16 protein-coding genes are annotated in these 17,155 nt (G+C 65.4%); 6 read left to right on the top strand and 10 right to left on the bottom strand.

Features of this window, described 5'->3' with window-relative positions:
- Positions 1 to 73 precede the first annotated feature (73 nt).
- The 4 genes from Q4S45_RS14205 to Q4S45_RS14220 all read right to left on the bottom strand — a co-directional run bounded on the left by Q4S45_RS14205 (position 74) and on the right by Q4S45_RS14220 (position 4,315).
- A complete protein-coding gene (locus Q4S45_RS14205; RefSeq protein WP_305505238.1) occupies positions 74 to 1,423 on the bottom strand; it encodes an ATP-binding protein in 1,350 nt (449 codons plus the stop codon).
- Complete coding sequence (locus tag Q4S45_RS14210) at positions 1,420 to 2,082, bottom strand: response regulator transcription factor (protein ID WP_305505240.1); 663 nt, start codon at positions 2,080 to 2,082, stop codon at positions 1,420 to 1,422. Before Q4S45_RS14210 ends, Q4S45_RS14205 begins: the two co-directional genes overlap by 4 nt.
- A 44-nt stretch (positions 2,083 to 2,126) precedes the next feature.
- Complete coding sequence (locus tag Q4S45_RS14215) at positions 2,127 to 3,659, bottom strand: DegQ family serine endoprotease (RefSeq protein ID WP_305505242.1); 1,533 nt, start codon at positions 3,657 to 3,659, stop codon at positions 2,127 to 2,129.
- Between the two features lie 203 nt (positions 3,660 to 3,862).
- Entirely contained in the window at positions 3,863 to 4,315 is a 453-nt protein-coding gene (locus tag Q4S45_RS14220; RefSeq protein WP_305505244.1) for an Hsp20 family protein, read from the bottom strand.
- 315 nt (positions 4,316 to 4,630) lie between these two features.
- Between Q4S45_RS14220 and Q4S45_RS14225 the strand changes: the two genes are divergently transcribed.
- Together Q4S45_RS14225 and Q4S45_RS14230 are read left to right on the top strand one after the other, a co-directional pair.
- Positions 4,631 to 6,526 (top strand): M61 family metallopeptidase, encoded by a 1,896-nt coding sequence (locus Q4S45_RS14225; RefSeq protein ID WP_305505246.1) that lies wholly within the window; start codon positions 4,631 to 4,633, stop codon positions 6,524 to 6,526.
- 106 nt (positions 6,527 to 6,632) lie between these two features.
- Positions 6,633 to 6,980 carry a hypothetical protein gene (locus tag Q4S45_RS14230; RefSeq protein WP_305505248.1) on the top strand — a complete coding sequence of 116 codons (348 nt, stop codon included), beginning with the start codon at positions 6,633 to 6,635 and terminating at the stop codon, positions 6,978 to 6,980.
- Between the two features lie 74 nt (positions 6,981 to 7,054).
- Here Q4S45_RS14230 and Q4S45_RS14235 read toward each other — a convergent pair whose 3' ends face one another.
- The 4 genes from Q4S45_RS14235 to imuA all read right to left on the bottom strand — a co-directional run bounded on the left by Q4S45_RS14235 (position 7,055) and on the right by imuA (position 10,724).
- The gene (locus tag Q4S45_RS14235; RefSeq protein WP_305505250.1) at positions 7,055 to 7,708 is read right to left on the bottom strand and encodes a lysozyme inhibitor LprI family protein; all 654 of its coding nucleotides are present in this window, start codon (positions 7,706 to 7,708) and stop codon (positions 7,055 to 7,057) included.
- Between the two features lie 67 nt (positions 7,709 to 7,775).
- The gene (locus Q4S45_RS14240) at positions 7,776 to 8,534 is read right to left on the bottom strand and encodes a S9 family peptidase (protein WP_305505252.1); all 759 of its coding nucleotides are present in this window, start codon (positions 8,532 to 8,534) and stop codon (positions 7,776 to 7,778) included.
- A 71-nt stretch (positions 8,535 to 8,605) separates the two neighbouring features.
- Positions 8,606 to 10,087 (bottom strand): DNA polymerase Y family protein, encoded by a 1,482-nt coding sequence (locus tag Q4S45_RS14245; RefSeq protein ID WP_305505254.1) that lies wholly within the window; start codon positions 10,085 to 10,087, stop codon positions 8,606 to 8,608.
- Complete coding sequence (gene imuA / locus Q4S45_RS14250; RefSeq protein WP_305505256.1) at positions 10,017 to 10,724, bottom strand: translesion DNA synthesis-associated protein ImuA; 708 nt, start codon at positions 10,722 to 10,724, stop codon at positions 10,017 to 10,019. The genes Q4S45_RS14245 and imuA overlap by 71 nt, the downstream gene beginning before the upstream one ends.
- Before the next feature lie 212 nt (positions 10,725 to 10,936).
- Here imuA and acpA point away from each other — a divergent pair, with 212 nt between their 5' ends.
- The 4 genes from acpA to Q4S45_RS14270 all read left to right on the top strand — a co-directional run bounded on the left by acpA (position 10,937) and on the right by Q4S45_RS14270 (position 15,750).
- Positions 10,937 to 12,406 (top strand): acid phosphatase, encoded by a 1,470-nt coding sequence (acpA, locus tag Q4S45_RS14255; RefSeq protein WP_305505258.1) that lies wholly within the window; start codon positions 10,937 to 10,939, stop codon positions 12,404 to 12,406.
- An 88-nt stretch (positions 12,407 to 12,494) separates the two neighbouring features.
- The gene (locus Q4S45_RS14260; RefSeq protein WP_305505260.1) at positions 12,495 to 14,057 is read left to right on the top strand and encodes a dienelactone hydrolase family protein; all 1,563 of its coding nucleotides are present in this window, start codon (positions 12,495 to 12,497) and stop codon (positions 14,055 to 14,057) included.
- Between the two features lie 7 nt (positions 14,058 to 14,064).
- On the top strand, positions 14,065 to 15,306 hold the full coding sequence (locus Q4S45_RS14265; RefSeq protein ID WP_305505261.1) for a putative Na+/H+ antiporter: 1,242 nt from the start codon (positions 14,065 to 14,067) through the stop codon (positions 15,304 to 15,306).
- A 15-nt stretch (positions 15,307 to 15,321) separates the two neighbouring features.
- On the top strand, positions 15,322 to 15,750 hold the full coding sequence (locus Q4S45_RS14270; RefSeq protein WP_305505263.1) for a DUF86 domain-containing protein: 429 nt from the start codon (positions 15,322 to 15,324) through the stop codon (positions 15,748 to 15,750).
- On the opposite strand, the gene Q4S45_RS14275 is transcribed toward Q4S45_RS14270, so the two are convergent.
- Both Q4S45_RS14275 and Q4S45_RS14280 read right to left on the bottom strand, forming a co-directional pair.
- Positions 15,727 to 16,851 (bottom strand): PHB depolymerase family esterase, encoded by a 1,125-nt coding sequence (locus Q4S45_RS14275; protein WP_305505265.1) that lies wholly within the window; start codon positions 16,849 to 16,851, stop codon positions 15,727 to 15,729. The two genes, Q4S45_RS14270 and Q4S45_RS14275, sit on opposite strands and share 24 nt — an antisense overlap.
- Positions 16,845 to 16,967, bottom strand: a complete 123-nt coding sequence (locus Q4S45_RS14280) for a hypothetical protein (protein WP_305505267.1) — start codon at positions 16,965 to 16,967, stop codon at positions 16,845 to 16,847. Before Q4S45_RS14280 ends, Q4S45_RS14275 begins: the two co-directional genes overlap by 7 nt.
- Between the last annotated feature and the right edge of the window lie 188 nt (positions 16,968 to 17,155).

A 17,155-nucleotide genomic window follows, 5' to 3' on the forward strand; every position in this document is an offset into this window, starting at 1 on the left:
TTCGTAAAGCGCCCCCCAATGGCTGGCTGTCGCAGTCATGTTGCCACGGAAAGATTAGTCAAGCAACATGGGGTCAGGTCCGCAGGACCAGACCCCGTGGAGGCGGCGGGAACGCGACCGTGGCGGCGAGGCCACCCAGGCGCGCGGACTGGCCCAGCGTGAGCGTCGCGCCATGCCGTTCGGCGATGGCCTTGACGATCGCCAGTCCGAGGCCGCTGCCGGACGCCTCGCTGCCGGCGACGCGGTAGAACCGGTCGAGCACGCGCTCGCGCTCCTCGACCGGAATTCCGGGTCCACTGTCCTCCACCACGATGGCGGCGCCGGCGCCGTCCTTGCGCACGTCGATGTCGACCGTGCCGCCTGCAGGCGTGTACTTGATGGCGTTGTCGACCAGGTTGCGCATCAGGATAGTGAGCGCGTCGGCCTGCCCTTCGATGCGCACTTCATCGGCACGGTGCAGGCCCAGATCGACGTCCTTGTGCTGCGCCACGTTGGCCAGGTCGCCGACGGTCCGGCGCGCCAGCTCGTCCAGCGCGACCGGCTGCGACCTGGGGCCGCCGGCGGCATTCGCTTCCTGCCGCGCCAGCACCAGCAGCTGCTCGACCAGCCGGGTCGAGCGTTCGATGCCGGCGGAGAGCCGCGCCACCGCCAGCTGGCGCGATTCGGGCGTGTCGGCGCGCTCGAGGCTTTGCACCTGCAGCTTGAGCGCGGCCAGCGGCGTGCGCAGTTCGTGCGCCGCGTCGGCGACGAAATGCTGCTGCGCCTCGAACGCTTCGCGCACGCGCCCGAACAGCAGGTTCAGTTCCTGCACCAGCGGCTGCACTTCGTCCGGCAGTCCCGCGTCGGACACCGGCGACAAATCGTCGGCCTGGCGCGACGCCACCTGCGAGCGCACCCGCGCGACCGGTTCGAGCGAGCCGCTGACGATCCACCACACCGACAGCATCAGGATCGGCATCATCACCGCGATCGGCCAGACCGTGCGCAGCGCCAGGTTGCTGGCCATGTTGCGGCGTACCGCCATGTCCTGCGCCACCTGCACCGTCTGGGTGCTGGTCTGGACCGAAAAGATCCGGTAGGTGGTGTTGTTCACCTCGACGTTGGAAAATCCCAGCACGGCGCGCTGCGGCAGGCGCGCGCTCGACACGGAGCGGAACAGCTGCACGCCGTCCAGCGTCCACACCTGCACCACCAGTTCGTTGTTTTCGGCGGCCGCGTCGATGCCGGCGCGCGACTCCGCGTTCGACAGCGGCGCGCTGGTACGCAGCGACAGCGCCATCTGCTGCATGTTGTAGTCGAAGATCTGGTCGGCGTCGGAGAGCGCGGTGCGGTAGGCGACCGTCGCCTGCACGACCGCGGCGAAGGTGATCGCCGCCAGCATGAACCACAGCAGACGTCCGCGCAGCGAATGCGTCAACTTCATAGCTTGGGCACCATGTAGCCAACACCGCGCACGTTTTGAATCAGTTCGCTGCCAAGCTTCTTGCGCAGGCCGTGGATGTAGACTTCGACCGCGTTGCTCGACACTTCATCGCGCCAGCTGTACAGCTTTTCCTCGAGCTGCGCGCGCGACAGCACCGCGCCGGGCCGCGCGATCAGCGCTTCGAGCACGGCCCACTCGCGCGCCGACAGCGTCGCCGGCACGCCGGCCACCGTCACTTCGCGCGTGGCGGGATTGACCGAGATGGTCTTGTACTCGAACACCGGTTCGGCGCGTCCGGCCGAACGGCGCAGCAAGGCGCGGATGCGCGCGAGCAGTTCGTCGAGGTCGTAGGGTTTGAGGACGTAATCGTCGGCGCCGGCATCGAGACCGGCGATCCTGTCGCCGACCGCGTCGCGCGCCGTTGCCACCAGCACGGGAGTGCGGTCCTTGCGGGCGCGCATGGAGCGCAGCACTTCGAGGCCGTCCTTGCGCGGCAGGCCGAGATCAAGCAGCACCAGGTCGTAGGCTTGCGACTGCACCAGCGCGGTGTCGGCCATCTCGCCGTCCTTGACCCAGTCGACGGCGTAGTGCTCGGCCCTGAGCAGGTCGAGCACCACTTCGCCGATCATCACATCGTCCTCCACCAGCAATAGCCGCATTACTTCCTCTTTCTCGAATCATTGCGGATGGAGGACGACCAGGTTTAGCCTATCCTCACCGGAATGAAGATTTTGTCACTGCCGCGCTGAATCAGCAAGGCCACCGACTTGTTCGACTTGCCAACCACCTCGCGTACCTGGTCGATGGTGTTCACCGGGCGGCCGTTGACCGACAGCAGAACGTCGCCCGGCTGCACGCCGGCGTTCGCCGCGGCGCCGTCTGCGTCTTCGATCAGCAGGCCCGATGCCAGGCCGGACTGGCGCCGCTCGATCGGCTGGAGCGGACGCAGCGCCAGGCCGAGCTTCGAACCGGCGCCGGCCGACGCCGTCTCCACGCGTTCTTCCGGCGCGGCTTTCTCGCTGGCGTCGCCAAGTTTCGCACCTACTTGCACGATCTTCCCGTCGCGCCAGACGTCCATCGTCACCTTCTCGCCCGGCTTGGACGTGGACAGCATCGCCGGCAGGTCGACCGACGCGACGATCGGCTGGCCATTGAGCTTGCGAATCACGTCGCCCGATTTCAGGCCCGCCTTGTCGGCCGGGCCGCCGCGTTCGACGGAGGACACCAGCGCGCCTTCCGGCGAGGCCAGGTTGAACGAATCGGCGAAGCCCTGGTTCACTTCCTGCACCGTCACGCCCAGCTTCGCGTGCTTGACCGTGCCGGTGGCGACCAGCTGCTCCTTGATGCGGTAGGCCACGTCGATCGGGATCGCGAACGACAGGCCCTGGTAGCCGCCGGTCTGGCTATAGATCTGCGAGTTGATGCCGACCACTTCGCCGCGCGTGTTGAACAGCGGCCCGCCCGAGTTGCCGGGATTGACGGCGACGTCGGTCTGGATGAACGGCACACTGTTATCGTCCTGCAGCGAGCGGCCCTTGGCGCTGACCACGCCCGCTGTCACGGTGCTCTCGAGGCCGAACGGCGAGCCGATCGCCAGCACCCACTCGCCCACTTTCAGGTCGCTCGATTTGCCGATCGGGACCACCGGCAGGTTCTTGGCGTCGATCTTGAGCACCGCCACGTCGGTCTTCGGATCGGAGCCGAGCACCTTGGCGCGGTATTCGCGCCGGTCCTGCAGCTTGACCGTGACCTCCTCGGCATCGCGCACCACGTGCGCGTTGGTCAGGATGACGCCGTCCGGACTCACGATGAACCCGGAACCGGCGCCAAAAACGGGCCTGTCGCGTTGGCCGCGCGGATTTTGCGGGCCTTGGAAGCGACGGAAGAATTCAAAAAACGGATCGTCTTCATCGAACTGCGGCTCGCGTTGCTGGGCGCGGCCCTTGAAGGCGGTCTTGGTGCCGCTCATCACGCGGATGTTGACCACGGCGGGCCCCATGCGCGAGACGATCTGGGTGAAGTCGGGCAGCGCCATCGACACCTGCGTGCCTGGCGCGGCGAGCGGCGCCGGCGCGACGTAGGTCGACGGCGCGGCCGCGGCGGCCGCGCTGGCAGCGACTGCGTTGTTGTGGTTGACCGCGATCGCACCCACTGCTCCGCCGATCGCGCCGGCGGCAGCGAGTGCAAGCGTCAGGCGCTTGGCGGTAATGGCAGTAACGGCACCTTGGTTTTGCATTGTCGTACTCCTGTGAGTTGGGTTGGTCGATGTGATGAGTGTGAACCTGCAGACTTAGAGTTTGCTTAAGTTTGCCGCTGGAGCGGTCGGGTCGTGCCGACCTGCCCCCCATGTTTGACGCAGAAAGGGGCGCTCCAACCGCGAGCGCCCCCTTACTTCAACACCTGGGTCTGCCCCCGCGGGGGCAGACCCTTTAGCACCGCTTAGGCGGCCTGGCGCTGCTCCAGTGCCTGCACGGTTTCGCCGCCGTCGATGGCGATCTTGCGCGGCTTGAGCGCTTCCGGCACTTCGCGCACCAGCTCGATGGTCAGCATGCCGTTGTCGAACGACGCGGTCGTCACCTTGACGTGGTTGGCCAGCTGGAAGCGCTGCTCGAAGTCGCGCGCCGCGATGCCGCGGTGCAGGTAGGTGCGCTGCACTTCATCCTTCTGCTTGCGGCCGGTGACGTGCAGTGCGTCGCGCTCGGTGACGATCTCGATTTCCGAGCGGCTGAAACCAGCGAGCGCCATGACGATGCGGTATTGGTCCTCGTTCACCAGTTCGATGTTGTATGGCGGGTAGCTTGGCTGCGCATCGGCGCGCTGCTCGAGCAGGTTGGCCAGGCGGTCGAAGCCGATAGCGGAACGATAGAGAGGGGTAAGGTCGAAAGTACGCATGATAAATATCCTTTTGTAAGTTAAGCGATAAGTTGACGGACCTCTGTTGAGCATCCGTTGCGTCCAATCTAGTGGTGGCGCCCAGCCATTTCAAGGGCTTGAAAAATACGGATTTTTGCCCAATGAGGCGAAAAAAATTTGGCGTTTTTCTTAAAAAATGTGGTCCGGTGGACCGGGAAGGAGTCGAGCCTTGCAAGGCTCGACCGTTCCGCAGGCGCGTAGCTTCGCTTCACAACACCCCTGCCTCACTCCCCTGCCTCGCGTGCTACACTTCCGCTGCCGAATTACTTGACATATCAACTATTTATTCTGACCATGACCTCCAAGCTCAAGCTGCTGCCCCTCGTTGCCTTGCTCGCCTCCCTCGCCCTGCCCGCCCGCGCCGACGTGCCTGCGCCGGTGGACCAGCCGTATCCCGGCACCATCGTGCTGAAGGTGGACGCCACCAACCTGAGCCAGCAGATCTTCCGCATGAAGATGTCGATTCCGGTCAAGCCGGGGCCGCTGACCTTGCTGTATCCGCAGTGGCTGCCGGCGAACCACGGCCCGAACAACATCCTCTCCCAGCTGGCCGGCCTGAAGTTCACCGGCAACGGCAAGCCGGTCGAGTGGACGCGCGACCCGGTCAATGTGTTCGCCTTTCACCTGACGGTGCCGCAAGGGGTCAGCACGCTCGAGGCGGAGTACCAGTTCCTGTCGCCGCTGGACGGCTCGCAGGGCCGCATCACGATGACCAACGACATCCTTGGCGTGCAGTGGCCGTCGGTGACGCTGTACCCGGCCGGCTACGTTGCGCGCCGCATCACGGTGCAGCCGAGCCTGACCCTGCCGGAAGGCTGGCAATACGGCAGCGCGCTCGAAGCGTCCGCGCGCAACGGCAATGAAGTGGTGTTCAAGCCGCTCGACCTGGAAACCCTGATCGACTCGCCGCTGTTTGCCGGCCGCTACTTCAAGCGCATCGACCTCGACCCGGGCGCCAAGGCGCCGGTCTTCCTCAACATCGTCGCCGACAACGCCGAGAGCCTGGAAGCGAAGCCCGAGCAGATCGAGGCGCACCGCACGCTGGTCAAGCAGGCGGCCAAGCTGTTCAACTCGCACCATTACAACCACTACGATTTCCTGCTGGCGCTGTCGGAAGACTTCGGCGGCATCGGCCGCGAGCATCACCAGTCGAGCGAGAACGGCGTCAAGCCGGGCTACTTCACCGAGTGGGCCAAGAACGAAGCGGTACGCGACCTGCTGCCGCACGAGTACACCCATTCGTGGGACGGCAAGTTCCGCCGCCCGGCCGGCCAGAACGTCCCGGACTTCAACACGCCGCTGCAGAACGAATTGCTGTGGGTGTACGAGGGCCAGACCGAGTACTGGGGCAAGGTGCTGGGCGCGCGCTCCGGCCTGATCGCGGAAAAAGGCACGCAGGAAGAATTTGCCGCGATGGCCGCGCTGTACGACAACGTGCAGGGCCGCTCGTGGCGCGCGCTGCAGGACACGGTCAACGACTCGATCATCAACGGCCGCCGCCCGCTGGGCTGGCGCAACTGGCAGCGCGCCGAGGACTACTACGTCGAGGGCATGTTCGTGTGGCTTGACGTCGATACCAAGATTCGCGAGATGTCGGGCGAGAAGCACTCGCTGGACGACTTCGCGCGCGCCTTCTACAGCATCAACGACGGCAGTTTTCTGCCGGCGTTCTACACCTTCGACGACGTGGTCGCCGCGCTGAACAAGGTGCAGCCGTTCGACTGGGCGCCGTTCCTGCGCGCGCGCCTGGACGGCCACGCCAGCGGCGCGCCGCTCGACGGCCTGGCGCGCGCCGGCTGGAAGCTGGTGTACAGCGACAAGCCAAGCGACTACAGCAAGTCGGCCGACGAGCAGAGCAAGACGACCAGCTTCGCCTACTCGCTGGGCATGACGGTCAAGGCCGACGGCGGCGTCGCTGCCGTGAATTGGGACAGCGTGGCGTTCCGCGCCGGGCTGGCGGCCAACAGCACGATCGTCGCGGTCAACAACCGCGCCTACAAGGGCGAGGTGCTGAAGGCGGCCGTGAAGGCGGCCAAGGACGGCAAGGACCCGATCGTGCTGCTGGTGAAACAGGGCACAAACTATCGGACCATTTCGCTCGATTATCACGGCGGCCTGCGCTATCCGCACCTTGAGCGCATTGCCGGCAGCAAGGACCGTCTCACGGCGATCTTGAAGCCGCTCAAGTAAACAATGGGGTCAGACCCGCTTATTTGTCGGCGATGTCGACTCCGCGCCGTTCAATAAACGGGTCTGACCCCACTCAAGTAATTTCACGATGGTGTATGCTGCGGCCATGACTACCGATACCGACATTCAGCTGAGTGGCCCGTTCAAGGCCAGCGACAGCAGCGGCCGTTCCCACGACGTCAAGGCGATACGCATTTACGACGAGGGCTACGGGATTATTGACGTCTTCGTGGACTTCACCGCGTCCGTCGCGGGGCTGTACAAGGACAAGACGCTGGTCGGAAACATCATCGACCGCCTGCGCGCGCTGGGCTACGTCGGCCCGAACTTCGAGCACAGCGATCCTGGCCTGCAGGAAGCGAAGATGATCGTGCTGGAAGCGCCCGAGGAGTTCAGCGAGTTCGCCAAGAAGAAGGGCTGGAAGAACCTGGCGGAAGAGTTTGACGACGAATGACAATTCCTGGGGTCTGGTCCCCAAGGACCTGCCCCCATCTTGACTTTAGCCCGGCGCGCTTGAATCCTCGAGCGCTAACCGCCGAAGCATTCCTTGATCGTGAAGTCGACCAGCGCTTTTTGAGGCAGGCCGCTTTCCGCTTCGATGGCGCCAAAATGGCCCACCATGTCATCGTCACAAATCGCCATGTAATGCGTTTTGTTGGCAGTCTTGACTTTGCACACGCCTCCGAAGCTGTTATTCCCATGTGCGGTCCCCACCGGTACCTCAATCAATGTTTCGCACCCAAGCACGGAGCCCAGTGCCCGTGCCTGAACTTTGGCACTGAAGGATTTCAAGCGCCGCGCGGGATCCCTTAATGTGACCAAATTGTAGTTTTCATCCCCCAACCTATACACTTCGACTGGGTCGACGCAATTCGGGGAACATGCTGCAATCAGCTGGTTCCTCGTTTCATACGCTCGTCGAAGACAGCTGGCATCATCACAAAGACTACGTACGAATCGTAGCCAGTTCTTTTGCTCGTTGAGCGCATCTTTCTTGTAGGCGCCATCGATGGCCGCAAGTTGCTTCTTGAAGCTCGTCGCCATGTCCTCATCGAGCCTGGACAATTCCGGATCTCGACAGATGAGCTTTTCCGTCTGCGATACAGCTTTGTCGCAGGGGAAACTGGCACAACTGCCGGAGCCGGCAGCGAGAGCAATTAACAAGAACAACAGCATTTTCATCGATGGTTCCTAAACAGAATGGTCATTCGTCGCGTCGTCATGACGCTGGGATCTGCGCCTCGGGACCCTACGCGAGGTAACGCTCGCTCCACGCGGCGATCATTCCCGCCACATACACCGCATCTTCCCTGCGCGTGAGCAGGTGGTCGGCGTCGTCCAGCGAGATGAAACTCTTCGGGTGTTTCGCCGCGGTGAAAATCGCCAGCGCATTGCTGATGTCGACCGTCGTGTCCTTCGGCGAATGCATCACCAGCAGCGCGCGCTTCAGCAACGCGGTCTTGGCGGCCAGGTTGTAGCCGGCCGCATCGACCAGGAACTGGCGCTTGATCTTGAAGGTTCGCCCCGCCAGCGACACCTCCGCCTCGCCCGCCGATTCGATCGTGCCCAGCGACGGCCCCAGCAGCCCGCGCACGTGCTCAGGATCGCTCGGCGCGCCGATCGTCACCACCGCTTTCGCTTCCGGGATCGACCCGGCGGCCGCCAGCACCGCGGCGCCGCCCAGGCTGTGCCCGATCAGGATCTGCGGTGCCTGCCCCGCGCCGCGCATGAAGTCGGCCGCGGCCACCAGGTCGGCGACGTTGGACGAGAAGTTGGTGTTGGCGAAATCGCCTTCGCTCGCGCCCAGACCGGTGAAGTCGAAGCGCAGCGTGGCGATGCCGCGCTCGGCCAGCGACTGCGCGATGCGGCTGGCCGCAAACACGTCCTTGCCGCAGGTGAAGCAGTGAGCGAACAAGGCGTAGGCCCTGACCGGCCCGTCCGGTGATTCCATCCGCGCCGCCAGTTTCTGTCCGTCCGCGCCGGCAAATTCCTTACGTTCAGTCTGCATGTCGGTTCCATTTACGGTTGAGCCAGCAACCTGTTACTGTGCATCAGATCGGCCCCTTCGGCAAGCGCCGTTCAACCGAACAGGCCGTGCAGGAACCAGCGCGGCTCGCTGTCTTGCGCCGACCCGACGATGCGCTCGCGGTATACCCAGTAGTGCGCGTGGTCCTGTCCTTCAGCGATGAAATAGTCGCGCGTTTGCGACTGGCTCCACCACCCTGCTTCGATCCGCTCCGGCGTGGAGGCGAGCTTGAGCGGCGAGCCGTAGAACGGCCGGTGATTGCGCATCAAGAGCGCGATCGGCTTGGCCAGCAGCCAGCTCGGGCGCGGCAGGCTGAGCACATCCGGCGGCATCTGCGCCTCGCGCTCCGTCGGACGAATCTTCTTGCCGACAGGGACCCAGGCGTTGGCGTGCTCGGGCCGATAATCGGCTTGGGGTGCCGCTTGCAGAACGTTTTCCGGTCCCAGCCGCGCCACCAGCAGTTCGAGCATGCGCAACTGGTCCTGCTCGCTGCCGCCCGGCTCGGGAAACAGCGAGTCGCTCGGCGGCGCCATCGGCTGCACCTGCAGCGCTTCGAGGCACAGGCCGATGACGGGCGCCACCAGTTCGACCTTGCCGAGCCGCTCGCGCAGCAGGCGCACCAGGTGCTCGTCGCGCCAGGTCGGCTCGGCCAGCGCGATGTCGATTTCGGTGGGCGCCATCGCCACGCGGCCCCGTTCGTGCTCGAGCTGCAGGGTGATGCGTTCGACCGCCAGCTGGCGCGCGCACAGCCAGCCGGTCAGTTGCAGCAGCAGACGGTGCGCGCCGAACAGCAGCGCGTCGGCGTGCTCGATGCGGTCGAACAGTTCGAGTTTGGCGCGGAAAGTGGTGGGCGCCTCGATCCAGTCGAACAGTTCGGGCGTCATACCGTAGGCGGCGTCGAGGACGTCGAGCAGCGGCCGGCCGCAACGGCGCTGCAGGCCGGGCCGCGGCAGGCGCCGCATGTCGCCCAGGTTGAAGCAGCCGATGCCTTCGAACCAGGACGCGAAGGGCCGCGCCGGCGGCAGCAAGGCGGCCGGCAGGCGGTCGAGGCGGCGCACCAGCGAATCCATCTGGACGACGCGCGCGCCGCCGTGGCGCGCCAGTAGCCAGGCGCCGCGTGCGGTCGGCGCGCAGCTGAGCGAGCCGGTAAAGCCCAGCGCGCGCAGGTTGGCGCGGATGCGCCGGCACAAGGCGCGAATGCCGCCGAACAGGCGCAGGCTGGCGCCGATGTCGATGAGCAGCGTCGATTCCTCGGCCTGCGCCACCAGCGGCGTGTACTGCAGCAGCGCCATCGCTACCGCATGCAGGGCCTCGGCTTCGCGCTCGACCGAGCGCTCGTACAGCTTGGCATCCGGCACGAGCATGAGCACGCCGCCGCGCCGCATGCCGGCCTGCGCGCCGGCCGCCCGCGCCGCCGGCGACAGCGCCAGCACGCGTTCCTGCTCGAGCACGACGCTGGCCGAATCACTGGACCAGTTCGGGCAAAACACTTCGAGCGGTAACTGGGGCAGGTAGAGCCCGATCCAAAGTCGCATGGCGCTGCAATAAAGAAGGTGTGAGGGGCAGGAACAGCGGCGCGTCGCGCTGCGGTCCCCGGCGTTTGACGAATTCGATGTCCATTCCGCCCGCGGCCGGCCGCAGGGACAGGCGCAGGGGTGCGGGCGAACTGTCCTGCGCCGCGGCGAGCGGGCGCATCATGAAAAACAGGGTTTCGCCGCTTTGCGCGGCCAGGTGCAGCCGGCGCAGGGTTTCGCCGCGCGCGTGGTTCTGCCAAAACAGCAAGGCGCCGCAACTGCCGCTGCGCAGCACCTGCTCGGCGGCCCACAGCGCATCGCTGCTGCGGCTGCTGCGGATCCAGATGAGCTGCGATGGCGCCAGCCCGAGCGCGGCCAGCGCCAGCGCCTGCGGCGGATGGGGTGGCTGCAGCAGCACGATGCGGCGCCGCGCCACCGTGGCCAGCGCGGGACGCAGCAGGCGCAGTTCGCCGATGCCGGGCTGCTGCAGCATGAGGTCGATGAGGGTGCCGGTCGGCCAGCCGCCGCCGGGCAACTGGCCCGACAGCGCGGGATGGCCGGTATCGACGCAGCGCGCAGTGGAATGCGCCAGCTGGGAAGCCAGCCACAAGGAGGGGTGCAAGGCCTCCGGCGCGGCGATATGTTGATGGAGTGACATGGTGGAATCGCTTAAAACTACTGTATGAATACACAGTACTATTTGGGCGGGGGTTTGGCAAGGTCTATCTGATATCGTGTGCGCCGGTGCAATCGATGGGGCAGCTTGTTAAAGCAAATGGGGTCAGGTCCGCAGGACCAGACCCCGACTTTCCTCCGCCGGCGGATTCGAAAAGGTGAAATAATAGGCGTCCACTTTTTCACGGCCCAACAATGAAACTCGCCTGCTCCGCTCTGTTCGCCCTCGCCGCGCTCGCCGCCCTGCCCGCCCACGCCGCCAAGAAGGCGCCCAAGAAGCTGACGGGCCTCGAACAGATCCAGACCGTGGTCGTGCTGTACGGCGAAAACCGCAGCTTCGACAACCTGTACGGCAGCTTCCCGGGCGCCAACGGCATCGCCAACGCCACCGCCGAAAACGGCCTGGTCCAGCGCGACCGCGACGGCACCGTGCTGGCCACCTTGCCGCCGGTGTGGCAGAAGGTGGGCGTACCCGACCCGCAGTATCCGGCCGCGATGCCGAACGCCCCGTTCCAGATCGACGCGCCGCCGATCAACCTGCCGCTGTCGGCCAAGACGCGCGACCTGACCCACCGCTTCTACCAGAACCAGATGCAGATCAACGGCGGCAAGAACGACATGTTCGTGGCCTGGTCCGACGCCGGCGCGCTGACCATGGGCCACTACGACGGCGCGTCGCTGCCGCTGTGGAAACTCGCCCGTGAATACACGCTGGCCGACAATTTCTTCATGGGCGCATTCGGCGGCTCCTACATCAACCACATGTGGCTGGCCTGCGCCTGCACGCCGAATTTCCCCAACGCGCCCGACAAGATGCGCGCCAAGCTGGACGCGAACGGCCGCCTGATGGTCAAGGATGATTCGCCGGCCAGCGCAATGGCCGGCGGGCCGAAGTTCCAGGACGGCGTGATCAGCCCGGACGGCTACACCATCAATACCGTGCAGCCGAGCTATCAGCCGAGCCTGGCGAAGCCGGCCCAGGACGATCCGCGCCTGGCCGACCCGGCCGATGACCCGCTGCCACCGCAGACCCTGAAAACCATCGGCGACACCCTGTCCGACAAGCGCGTGACCTGGAAGTGGTATGCCGGCGGCTACAACGCGGCGCTGAAAGACCGCAAGCAGATCTACGGCGGCGAAGTGGACTTCCAGCCGCACCACCAGCCCTTCAACTATTTCCTGCGCTTTGCGCCAGGCACGAAGGATCGCGCCATCCACCTGAAGGACGGCGAGGACATGATGGCCGACATCAAGGCCGGCAAGCTGCCGCAGGTGACGTTCTACAAGCCGTCCGGCAAGCTCAACGAGCATCCCGGCGGCGCCAACGTGATGGAAGGCGACATCCACCTGGCCGACATCGTAGCGAAGCTGAAGGCGTCGCCGCAGTGGAAGCACATGGCGATCATCATCACCTACGACGAGAACGGCGGATTCTGGGACCACGTGGCGCCGCCGAAGGGCGACCGCTGGGGTCCGGGCTCGCGCATTCCGGCGATCATCATCTCGCCGTATGCCAAGAAAGGCTTCGTCGACCACACCCCGTACGACACCACGTCGATCCTGCAGTTCCTGACGCACCGCTTCAAGCTCGAACCGCTGCCTGGCGTGCGCACCCAGCAAGGCGACCTGACCAATGCGTTCGAACTGAACAAGGCTGCGCGCTGAGCTGGCGGCGAATTTAGTGCTCTGGCGCAAAAATATATGTGCTATCTTGCCATGATTGTAAAAAATTAATTATCGTGGAGATACATATATGCACAAGATCGTGTTCGGCGTGTTATTCGGCGCCATGTCGCTCGCACAGGCCGCATCGGGTTTCGTCTTTTCCGCCGAGCCCGGCCCGCATGGGGTCGGCTTGCGCACCGTGCAGCAATACGATTATTCGCGCACCTACAAGGCCAGGATCGATGTGCTGACCCGCCAGCCCAGCTCCGGCGAGCGCGCGCGGCCGCTGCAAACGCTGATCTGGTATCCGGCGGCGAAAGGCGGCGCGCCGGTGCACTACATCGACTATCTGCGCACCGTCGCCACCGAAGAAGATTTCCACCGTCCAGCAGCTGAAATCGACAAGGTCACTTCGACCAGTATCTCGGGCATCTGGACCACCTTGAGCGCCGCGACGATCCGGGGCGAAGAAGCCCGGCCGATGTGGGCGGTGCGCAACGCCAGGCCGGCAGCGGGAAAATTCCCCGTAGTGATCTACGCGCCGAGTTTCAATGCGTCGGCGCATGAAAACGTCGACCTGTGCGAATACCTCGCGAGCCAGGGCTATGTGGTGATCTCGACCGCGGCGATCGGGCCGCACGGCCGCGCGATGACGATGGACCTCGAGGGTGTGGAAGCCCAGGCCGGCGATATCGAATTTTTGGTCGGCTACGCGCAATCGCTGCCGCAGGCCGATGCCGCGCACATCGCGGTGATCGGGTACAGCTGGGGCGGCCTGGCGAACGTGCTGGCCGCCGCCAGGGACAGCCGCATTTCGGCACTGGTGAGCCTGGACGGTTCGGTGCGTTATTTCCCGGAACTCGTGCGCTCGGCGAAATATGTCTCGCCCGAGCGGCTGACGGCCCCGTTCATGTACATCGCGGCCCGCCCAAGATCGATGGAAGAACATGCCACCCGCAAGTTCGATATGTCCAGCAACCTGCTGAACGACATCAAATACGCCGACTTCTACAAGCTGACGATGAATCCGATGGAGCACTCGAACTTCAGCTCGGAGTTCCAGCGCTTCGCGTCGGATGGCGACCGGGGCCTGGACGAATACACGCGGGAGGAAACCTCGTTGGCGATGAGCTGGATGGCGCGCTACGTCGCCCAGTTCCTCAACGCCTATTTGAAGAACGATACCGCCGGCCTCGCCTTCATGGCCAACGCGCCCGCCAAAAACGGCGTGCCGGCGCATATGCTGATGGTCGACAGGCGCGCCTCGAGCGGCCTGCCGCCGACGCTCGACACGTTCGCCGCCGGCCTGGGCCAGCGCGGATTCGGCCACGCATCGGAAGTGTACGCCGAGATGCAAAAGAAGCATCCCGATTTCAAGCTGGGCGACCAGGTGCTGATTGACTGGGGCTACCAGTTGCTGAGGGCGAACAAGGTCAAGGAGTCGATCGAGATCTTCAAGCTCGCCACCATCGTCGATCCGAAAAGCGCGAATGCCTTCGACTCACTGGCGGAAGCCTATCAGCAAGCTGACGACAAGGCGCTGGCGATCAAGAATTACCAGCGCTCGCTGGAACTCGATCCGTCCAACACGAATGCGGTGGAGCGCCTGAAGACCCTGCATGCCGGCGTGACCAAACCGGCCGCCGGATAAGGACACGATGCACACAGTCGAACTTGCCGGCGCGATCCTGTTCGGCTGTGCCCTGATCCACACCTTCGCCGCAAAGGGTTTCGAGGTGCTGGCGCACCGCCACCCGCGCCACGCCGGCCTGCTGCACCTTCTCGGCGAGGTCGAGGTGGTGTTCGGCTTCTGGGCCTTCATCCTGATCATCGCGATGGCGCTGCTGTCGGGCGGCCAAGCGGCGATTGCGTACGCCGAGTCGCGCCAGTACACCGAGCCGCTGTTCGTGTTCGTGGTGATGGTGGTGGCGGCTTCGCGCCCGGTGCTGGACAGCGTGCGCGGCCTGCTGGGCTGGCTGGCGCGGCTGGCCCCGATGCGCGACGAGGTGGCGCAGACCTGGCTTGGCCTGGCGCTCGTGCCGCTGGCCGGTTCGCTGGTCACGGAGCCGGCGGCGATGACGATCGCCGCGCTGATGCTGGCGCCTCTGGTCTTTCGGCCCGGCCCTCCGGAGTGGCTCAAGTACGGCGCCCTCGGCGTCCTGTTCGTCAACGTGTCGATCGGCGGCACCCTGACCGCCTACGCCGCGCCGCCGGTGCTGATGGTGGCCGGCGCCTGGGGCTGGGACAGCGCCTTCATGGCCGCGCAGTTCGGCTGGAAGGCGGCGCTGGCGGTCGCCATCAACGCGACCGGCGTTACCTTCCTGCTGCGGCGCCACCTCGTAGCGGCAAAGCCAGCCGCGACCGCGCCGCGCGTGCCGCCCGCAATCGCCCTGATCCACCTCGCCTTCCTTGCCGCCGTCGTGCTGCTCGCGCACCATCCGGTGCTGTTCCTCGGCCTGTTCCTGCTGTTCCTCGGCTACACCCAGGCCTACCCGCGCCACCAGGATCCGCTGATCCTGAAGGAAGGCTTGCTGGTCGGCTTCTTCCTGGCCGGGCTGGTGGTGCTGGGCGGCATGCAGCAATGGTGGCTGCAGCCGCTGGTCTCGAGCCTGGGCCCGACCGCGCTGTTCTTCGGCGCGCTCGGCCTGACCGCGGTGACCGACAACGCCGCGCTCACCTACCTGGGCTCGCTGATTTCCGGCCTGTCCGCCCACGACAGGTATATGCTGGTGGCCGGGGCCGTCGCCGGCGGCGGGCTGACCGTGATCGCGAACGCGCCGAATCCGGCAGGGGTGTCGCTGCTGCGGCGCGGCTTCAACGACGAATCGATCGGCGCGGCCGGCCTGTTCCTGGGCGCGCTTGCGCCGACCATCGTCGCGGCGGCACTTTTCCTCATTTAGCCAGTGGAGGCAATCATGAGCGACCAGGTACTTGCGAGCAAGACGGCGATGATCGAGCATTGCCTGCGGCGGGCGCGCGAGGAATACGAAAAAGATCCCACCACCTTCCTCGACGACATCACCCGGCGCGACGCGGCCACGCTCAACGTGCTGCGCGCGTGGGAAGCGGCGGTGGAAATGGGCGACTACGTGATCGGCAGCTACGGATTGGGCGAACCTGAAGACGAAGGCCACGTGTTCACGCTGCTGCGCGAGCACGGCTGGATCGGCGACACACTGGCCCACGACCTGGTGCGCGTCGGCGAATTCTGCCGCGCCGAGTGGGACTACCAGGCCGCGCCGCTGCCGGCGCTGGTGACCATCGTCAAGCGCGGGCTGGACGATGTCGAAGCGTTCGCCCAGGCGCTGCTCACGCGCGAGTCAAACCGCCCGCCGGTGCCTTGAAAAGAAATCGAGCATCATCCGGCTCGCATCCGGCCCGCGCCCGGAGTTATACGACAGCCGCTCGTCGCCGCCGCTCCATGCATGCTTCAGTTCGGCGATGCGCGCCACCCGCAGCATCACCTTGCGGCCGCGGTACACGTCGCGCAAGTGGTAGCCGTGGCCGCGCCGGGTACCGAGCTTCACCTTTACCTGTTCGGGACTGTCGGCCGGCAGGCGGTTGACCAGCATCGCCTGGCGCGCCAGCTGAACCTGATTGATCGGCCGCACCACGTGGTCGTCCTCGCCCTGGATCAGGATCGTCGGCAAGGGCGAAAACGCGTCGCGCTTGTCCAGCACTTCCTCGATCGCCCCGTCCACGCGCGCGCCGCCGCCGTGCTGCATCACCGCCAGCGCCCCGATGGTGCTGTGGCCGGCGCCGAAACTCGGCCCCGAATGCAGGCCGAGGGCGGCGAACAACTCGGGATGGTTCAGCGCGACGATGTTGGCCATGCCCGCGCCGGCCGAAATGCCGCAGATATAAATGCGCGACCGGTCGATCGGGTAACTGGCCATCACCTTGTTGACGATGCCGACGATCATCGGCACGTCGCCGCCGCCCTGCTGGGTCGCGCGGTCGTACCATTTCCAGCAGCGATGGGGATGGGTGCTGACGGCCTGCTGCGGATACAGCACCGCGTAGCCGGCGGCCTCGGCCAGCTGGTTCATGCGCGTGCCCTCGGCAAACAGCGTCGCGGTCTGGTCGCAGCCGTGCAGCATGACGATCAACGGCAGGCCGGTGTCGGCGGGCGGCTTGTCGGGCAGGTACAGCCAGTAGCTCATGCGGCGCAGGGTGCCGCGCTCGGATATTCCCGGCAGATAGGAAGCGAGCCACTTGCCGATGGCGGGAGCCGGCGACGCCGGCTTGGCGGCGGCCGGGGTGCTGCGTTTGGCGCGCGCCTTGAGCGGAGTGACGGTGGCGGCTACGCCGGCCGGACGAACCTTGGCCTGGCGTTTGGGCTTGGGCGGCGCGAGCAGGCTGCCGATGGCGCGGACAACCGAACGCTGCTGCTTCTTAGTGGCGCGCAGCACGCTGCGCAGCCATGGGTTAGCTGTTTTTACCATCGGAGCCTGGTGAGGGGAACGTGAATGCGCGCCAGCAGGAACGCCCGGAACGAGCGGGTGCGGATTGGTTTGCCCAGCGGGCCGGCGTTGTTGCAGCGTGCGTTCACAAACATCATTTAGGGTGCCTCCGTGTTTTTTTACCAGAGTATCCAGTGTGCAATCCCGGCTCTGTGCGCTGGCGCGCATAAGGGCATGAACACAACGGATTGATTTGGCGGCAGCACGATTGAGCTACATCAAAGACGTGCCGCTTTGGCGTCCCTAGGCTGGGGATTCACCAGGAGGGACTAATCATGGGCTTTCT

Origin of the sequence: Massilia sp. R2A-15, from assembly GCF_030704305.1 — a bacterium.
Classification (GTDB): domain Bacteria; phylum Pseudomonadota; class Gammaproteobacteria; order Burkholderiales; family Burkholderiaceae_D; genus JAFCUW01.

Excerpts from the sequence above, each read along its gene's own strand:
- Q4S45_RS14205 (WP_305505238.1), bottom strand. The coding sequence starts at position 1,423 with ATGAAGTTGACGCATTCGCTGCGCGGACGTCTGCTGTGGTTCATGCTG.
- Q4S45_RS14210 (WP_305505240.1), bottom strand. The coding sequence starts at position 2,082 with ATGCGGCTATTGCTGGTGGAGGACGATGTGATGATCGGCGAAGTGGTG.
- Q4S45_RS14215 (WP_305505242.1), bottom strand. The coding sequence starts at position 3,659 with ATGCAAAACCAAGGTGCCGTTACTGCCATTACCGCCAAGCGCCTGACG.
- Q4S45_RS14220 (WP_305505244.1), bottom strand. The coding sequence starts at position 4,315 with ATGCGTACTTTCGACCTTACCCCTCTCTATCGTTCCGCTATCGGCTTC.
- Q4S45_RS14225 (WP_305505246.1), top strand. The coding sequence starts at position 4,631 with ATGACCTCCAAGCTCAAGCTGCTGCCCCTCGTTGCCTTGCTCGCCTCC.
- Q4S45_RS14230 (WP_305505248.1), top strand. The coding sequence starts at position 6,633 with ATGACTACCGATACCGACATTCAGCTGAGTGGCCCGTTCAAGGCCAGC.
- Q4S45_RS14235 (WP_305505250.1), bottom strand. The coding sequence starts at position 7,708 with ATGAAAATGCTGTTGTTCTTGTTAATTGCTCTCGCTGCCGGCTCCGGC.
- Q4S45_RS14240 (WP_305505252.1), bottom strand. The coding sequence starts at position 8,534 with ATGCAGACTGAACGTAAGGAATTTGCCGGCGCGGACGGACAGAAACTG.
- Q4S45_RS14245 (WP_305505254.1), bottom strand. The coding sequence starts at position 10,087 with ATGCGACTTTGGATCGGGCTCTACCTGCCCCAGTTACCGCTCGAAGTG.
- imuA (WP_305505256.1), bottom strand. The coding sequence starts at position 10,724 with ATGTCACTCCATCAACATATCGCCGCGCCGGAGGCCTTGCACCCCTCC.
- acpA (WP_305505258.1), top strand. The coding sequence starts at position 10,937 with ATGAAACTCGCCTGCTCCGCTCTGTTCGCCCTCGCCGCGCTCGCCGCC.
- Q4S45_RS14260 (WP_305505260.1), top strand. The coding sequence starts at position 12,495 with ATGCACAAGATCGTGTTCGGCGTGTTATTCGGCGCCATGTCGCTCGCA.
- Q4S45_RS14265 (WP_305505261.1), top strand. The coding sequence starts at position 14,065 with ATGCACACAGTCGAACTTGCCGGCGCGATCCTGTTCGGCTGTGCCCTG.
- Q4S45_RS14270 (WP_305505263.1), top strand. The coding sequence starts at position 15,322 with ATGAGCGACCAGGTACTTGCGAGCAAGACGGCGATGATCGAGCATTGC.
- Q4S45_RS14275 (WP_305505265.1), bottom strand. The coding sequence starts at position 16,851 with ATGGTAAAAACAGCTAACCCATGGCTGCGCAGCGTGCTGCGCGCCACT.
- Q4S45_RS14280 (WP_305505267.1), bottom strand. The coding sequence starts at position 16,967 with ATGATGTTTGTGAACGCACGCTGCAACAACGCCGGCCCGCTGGGCAAA.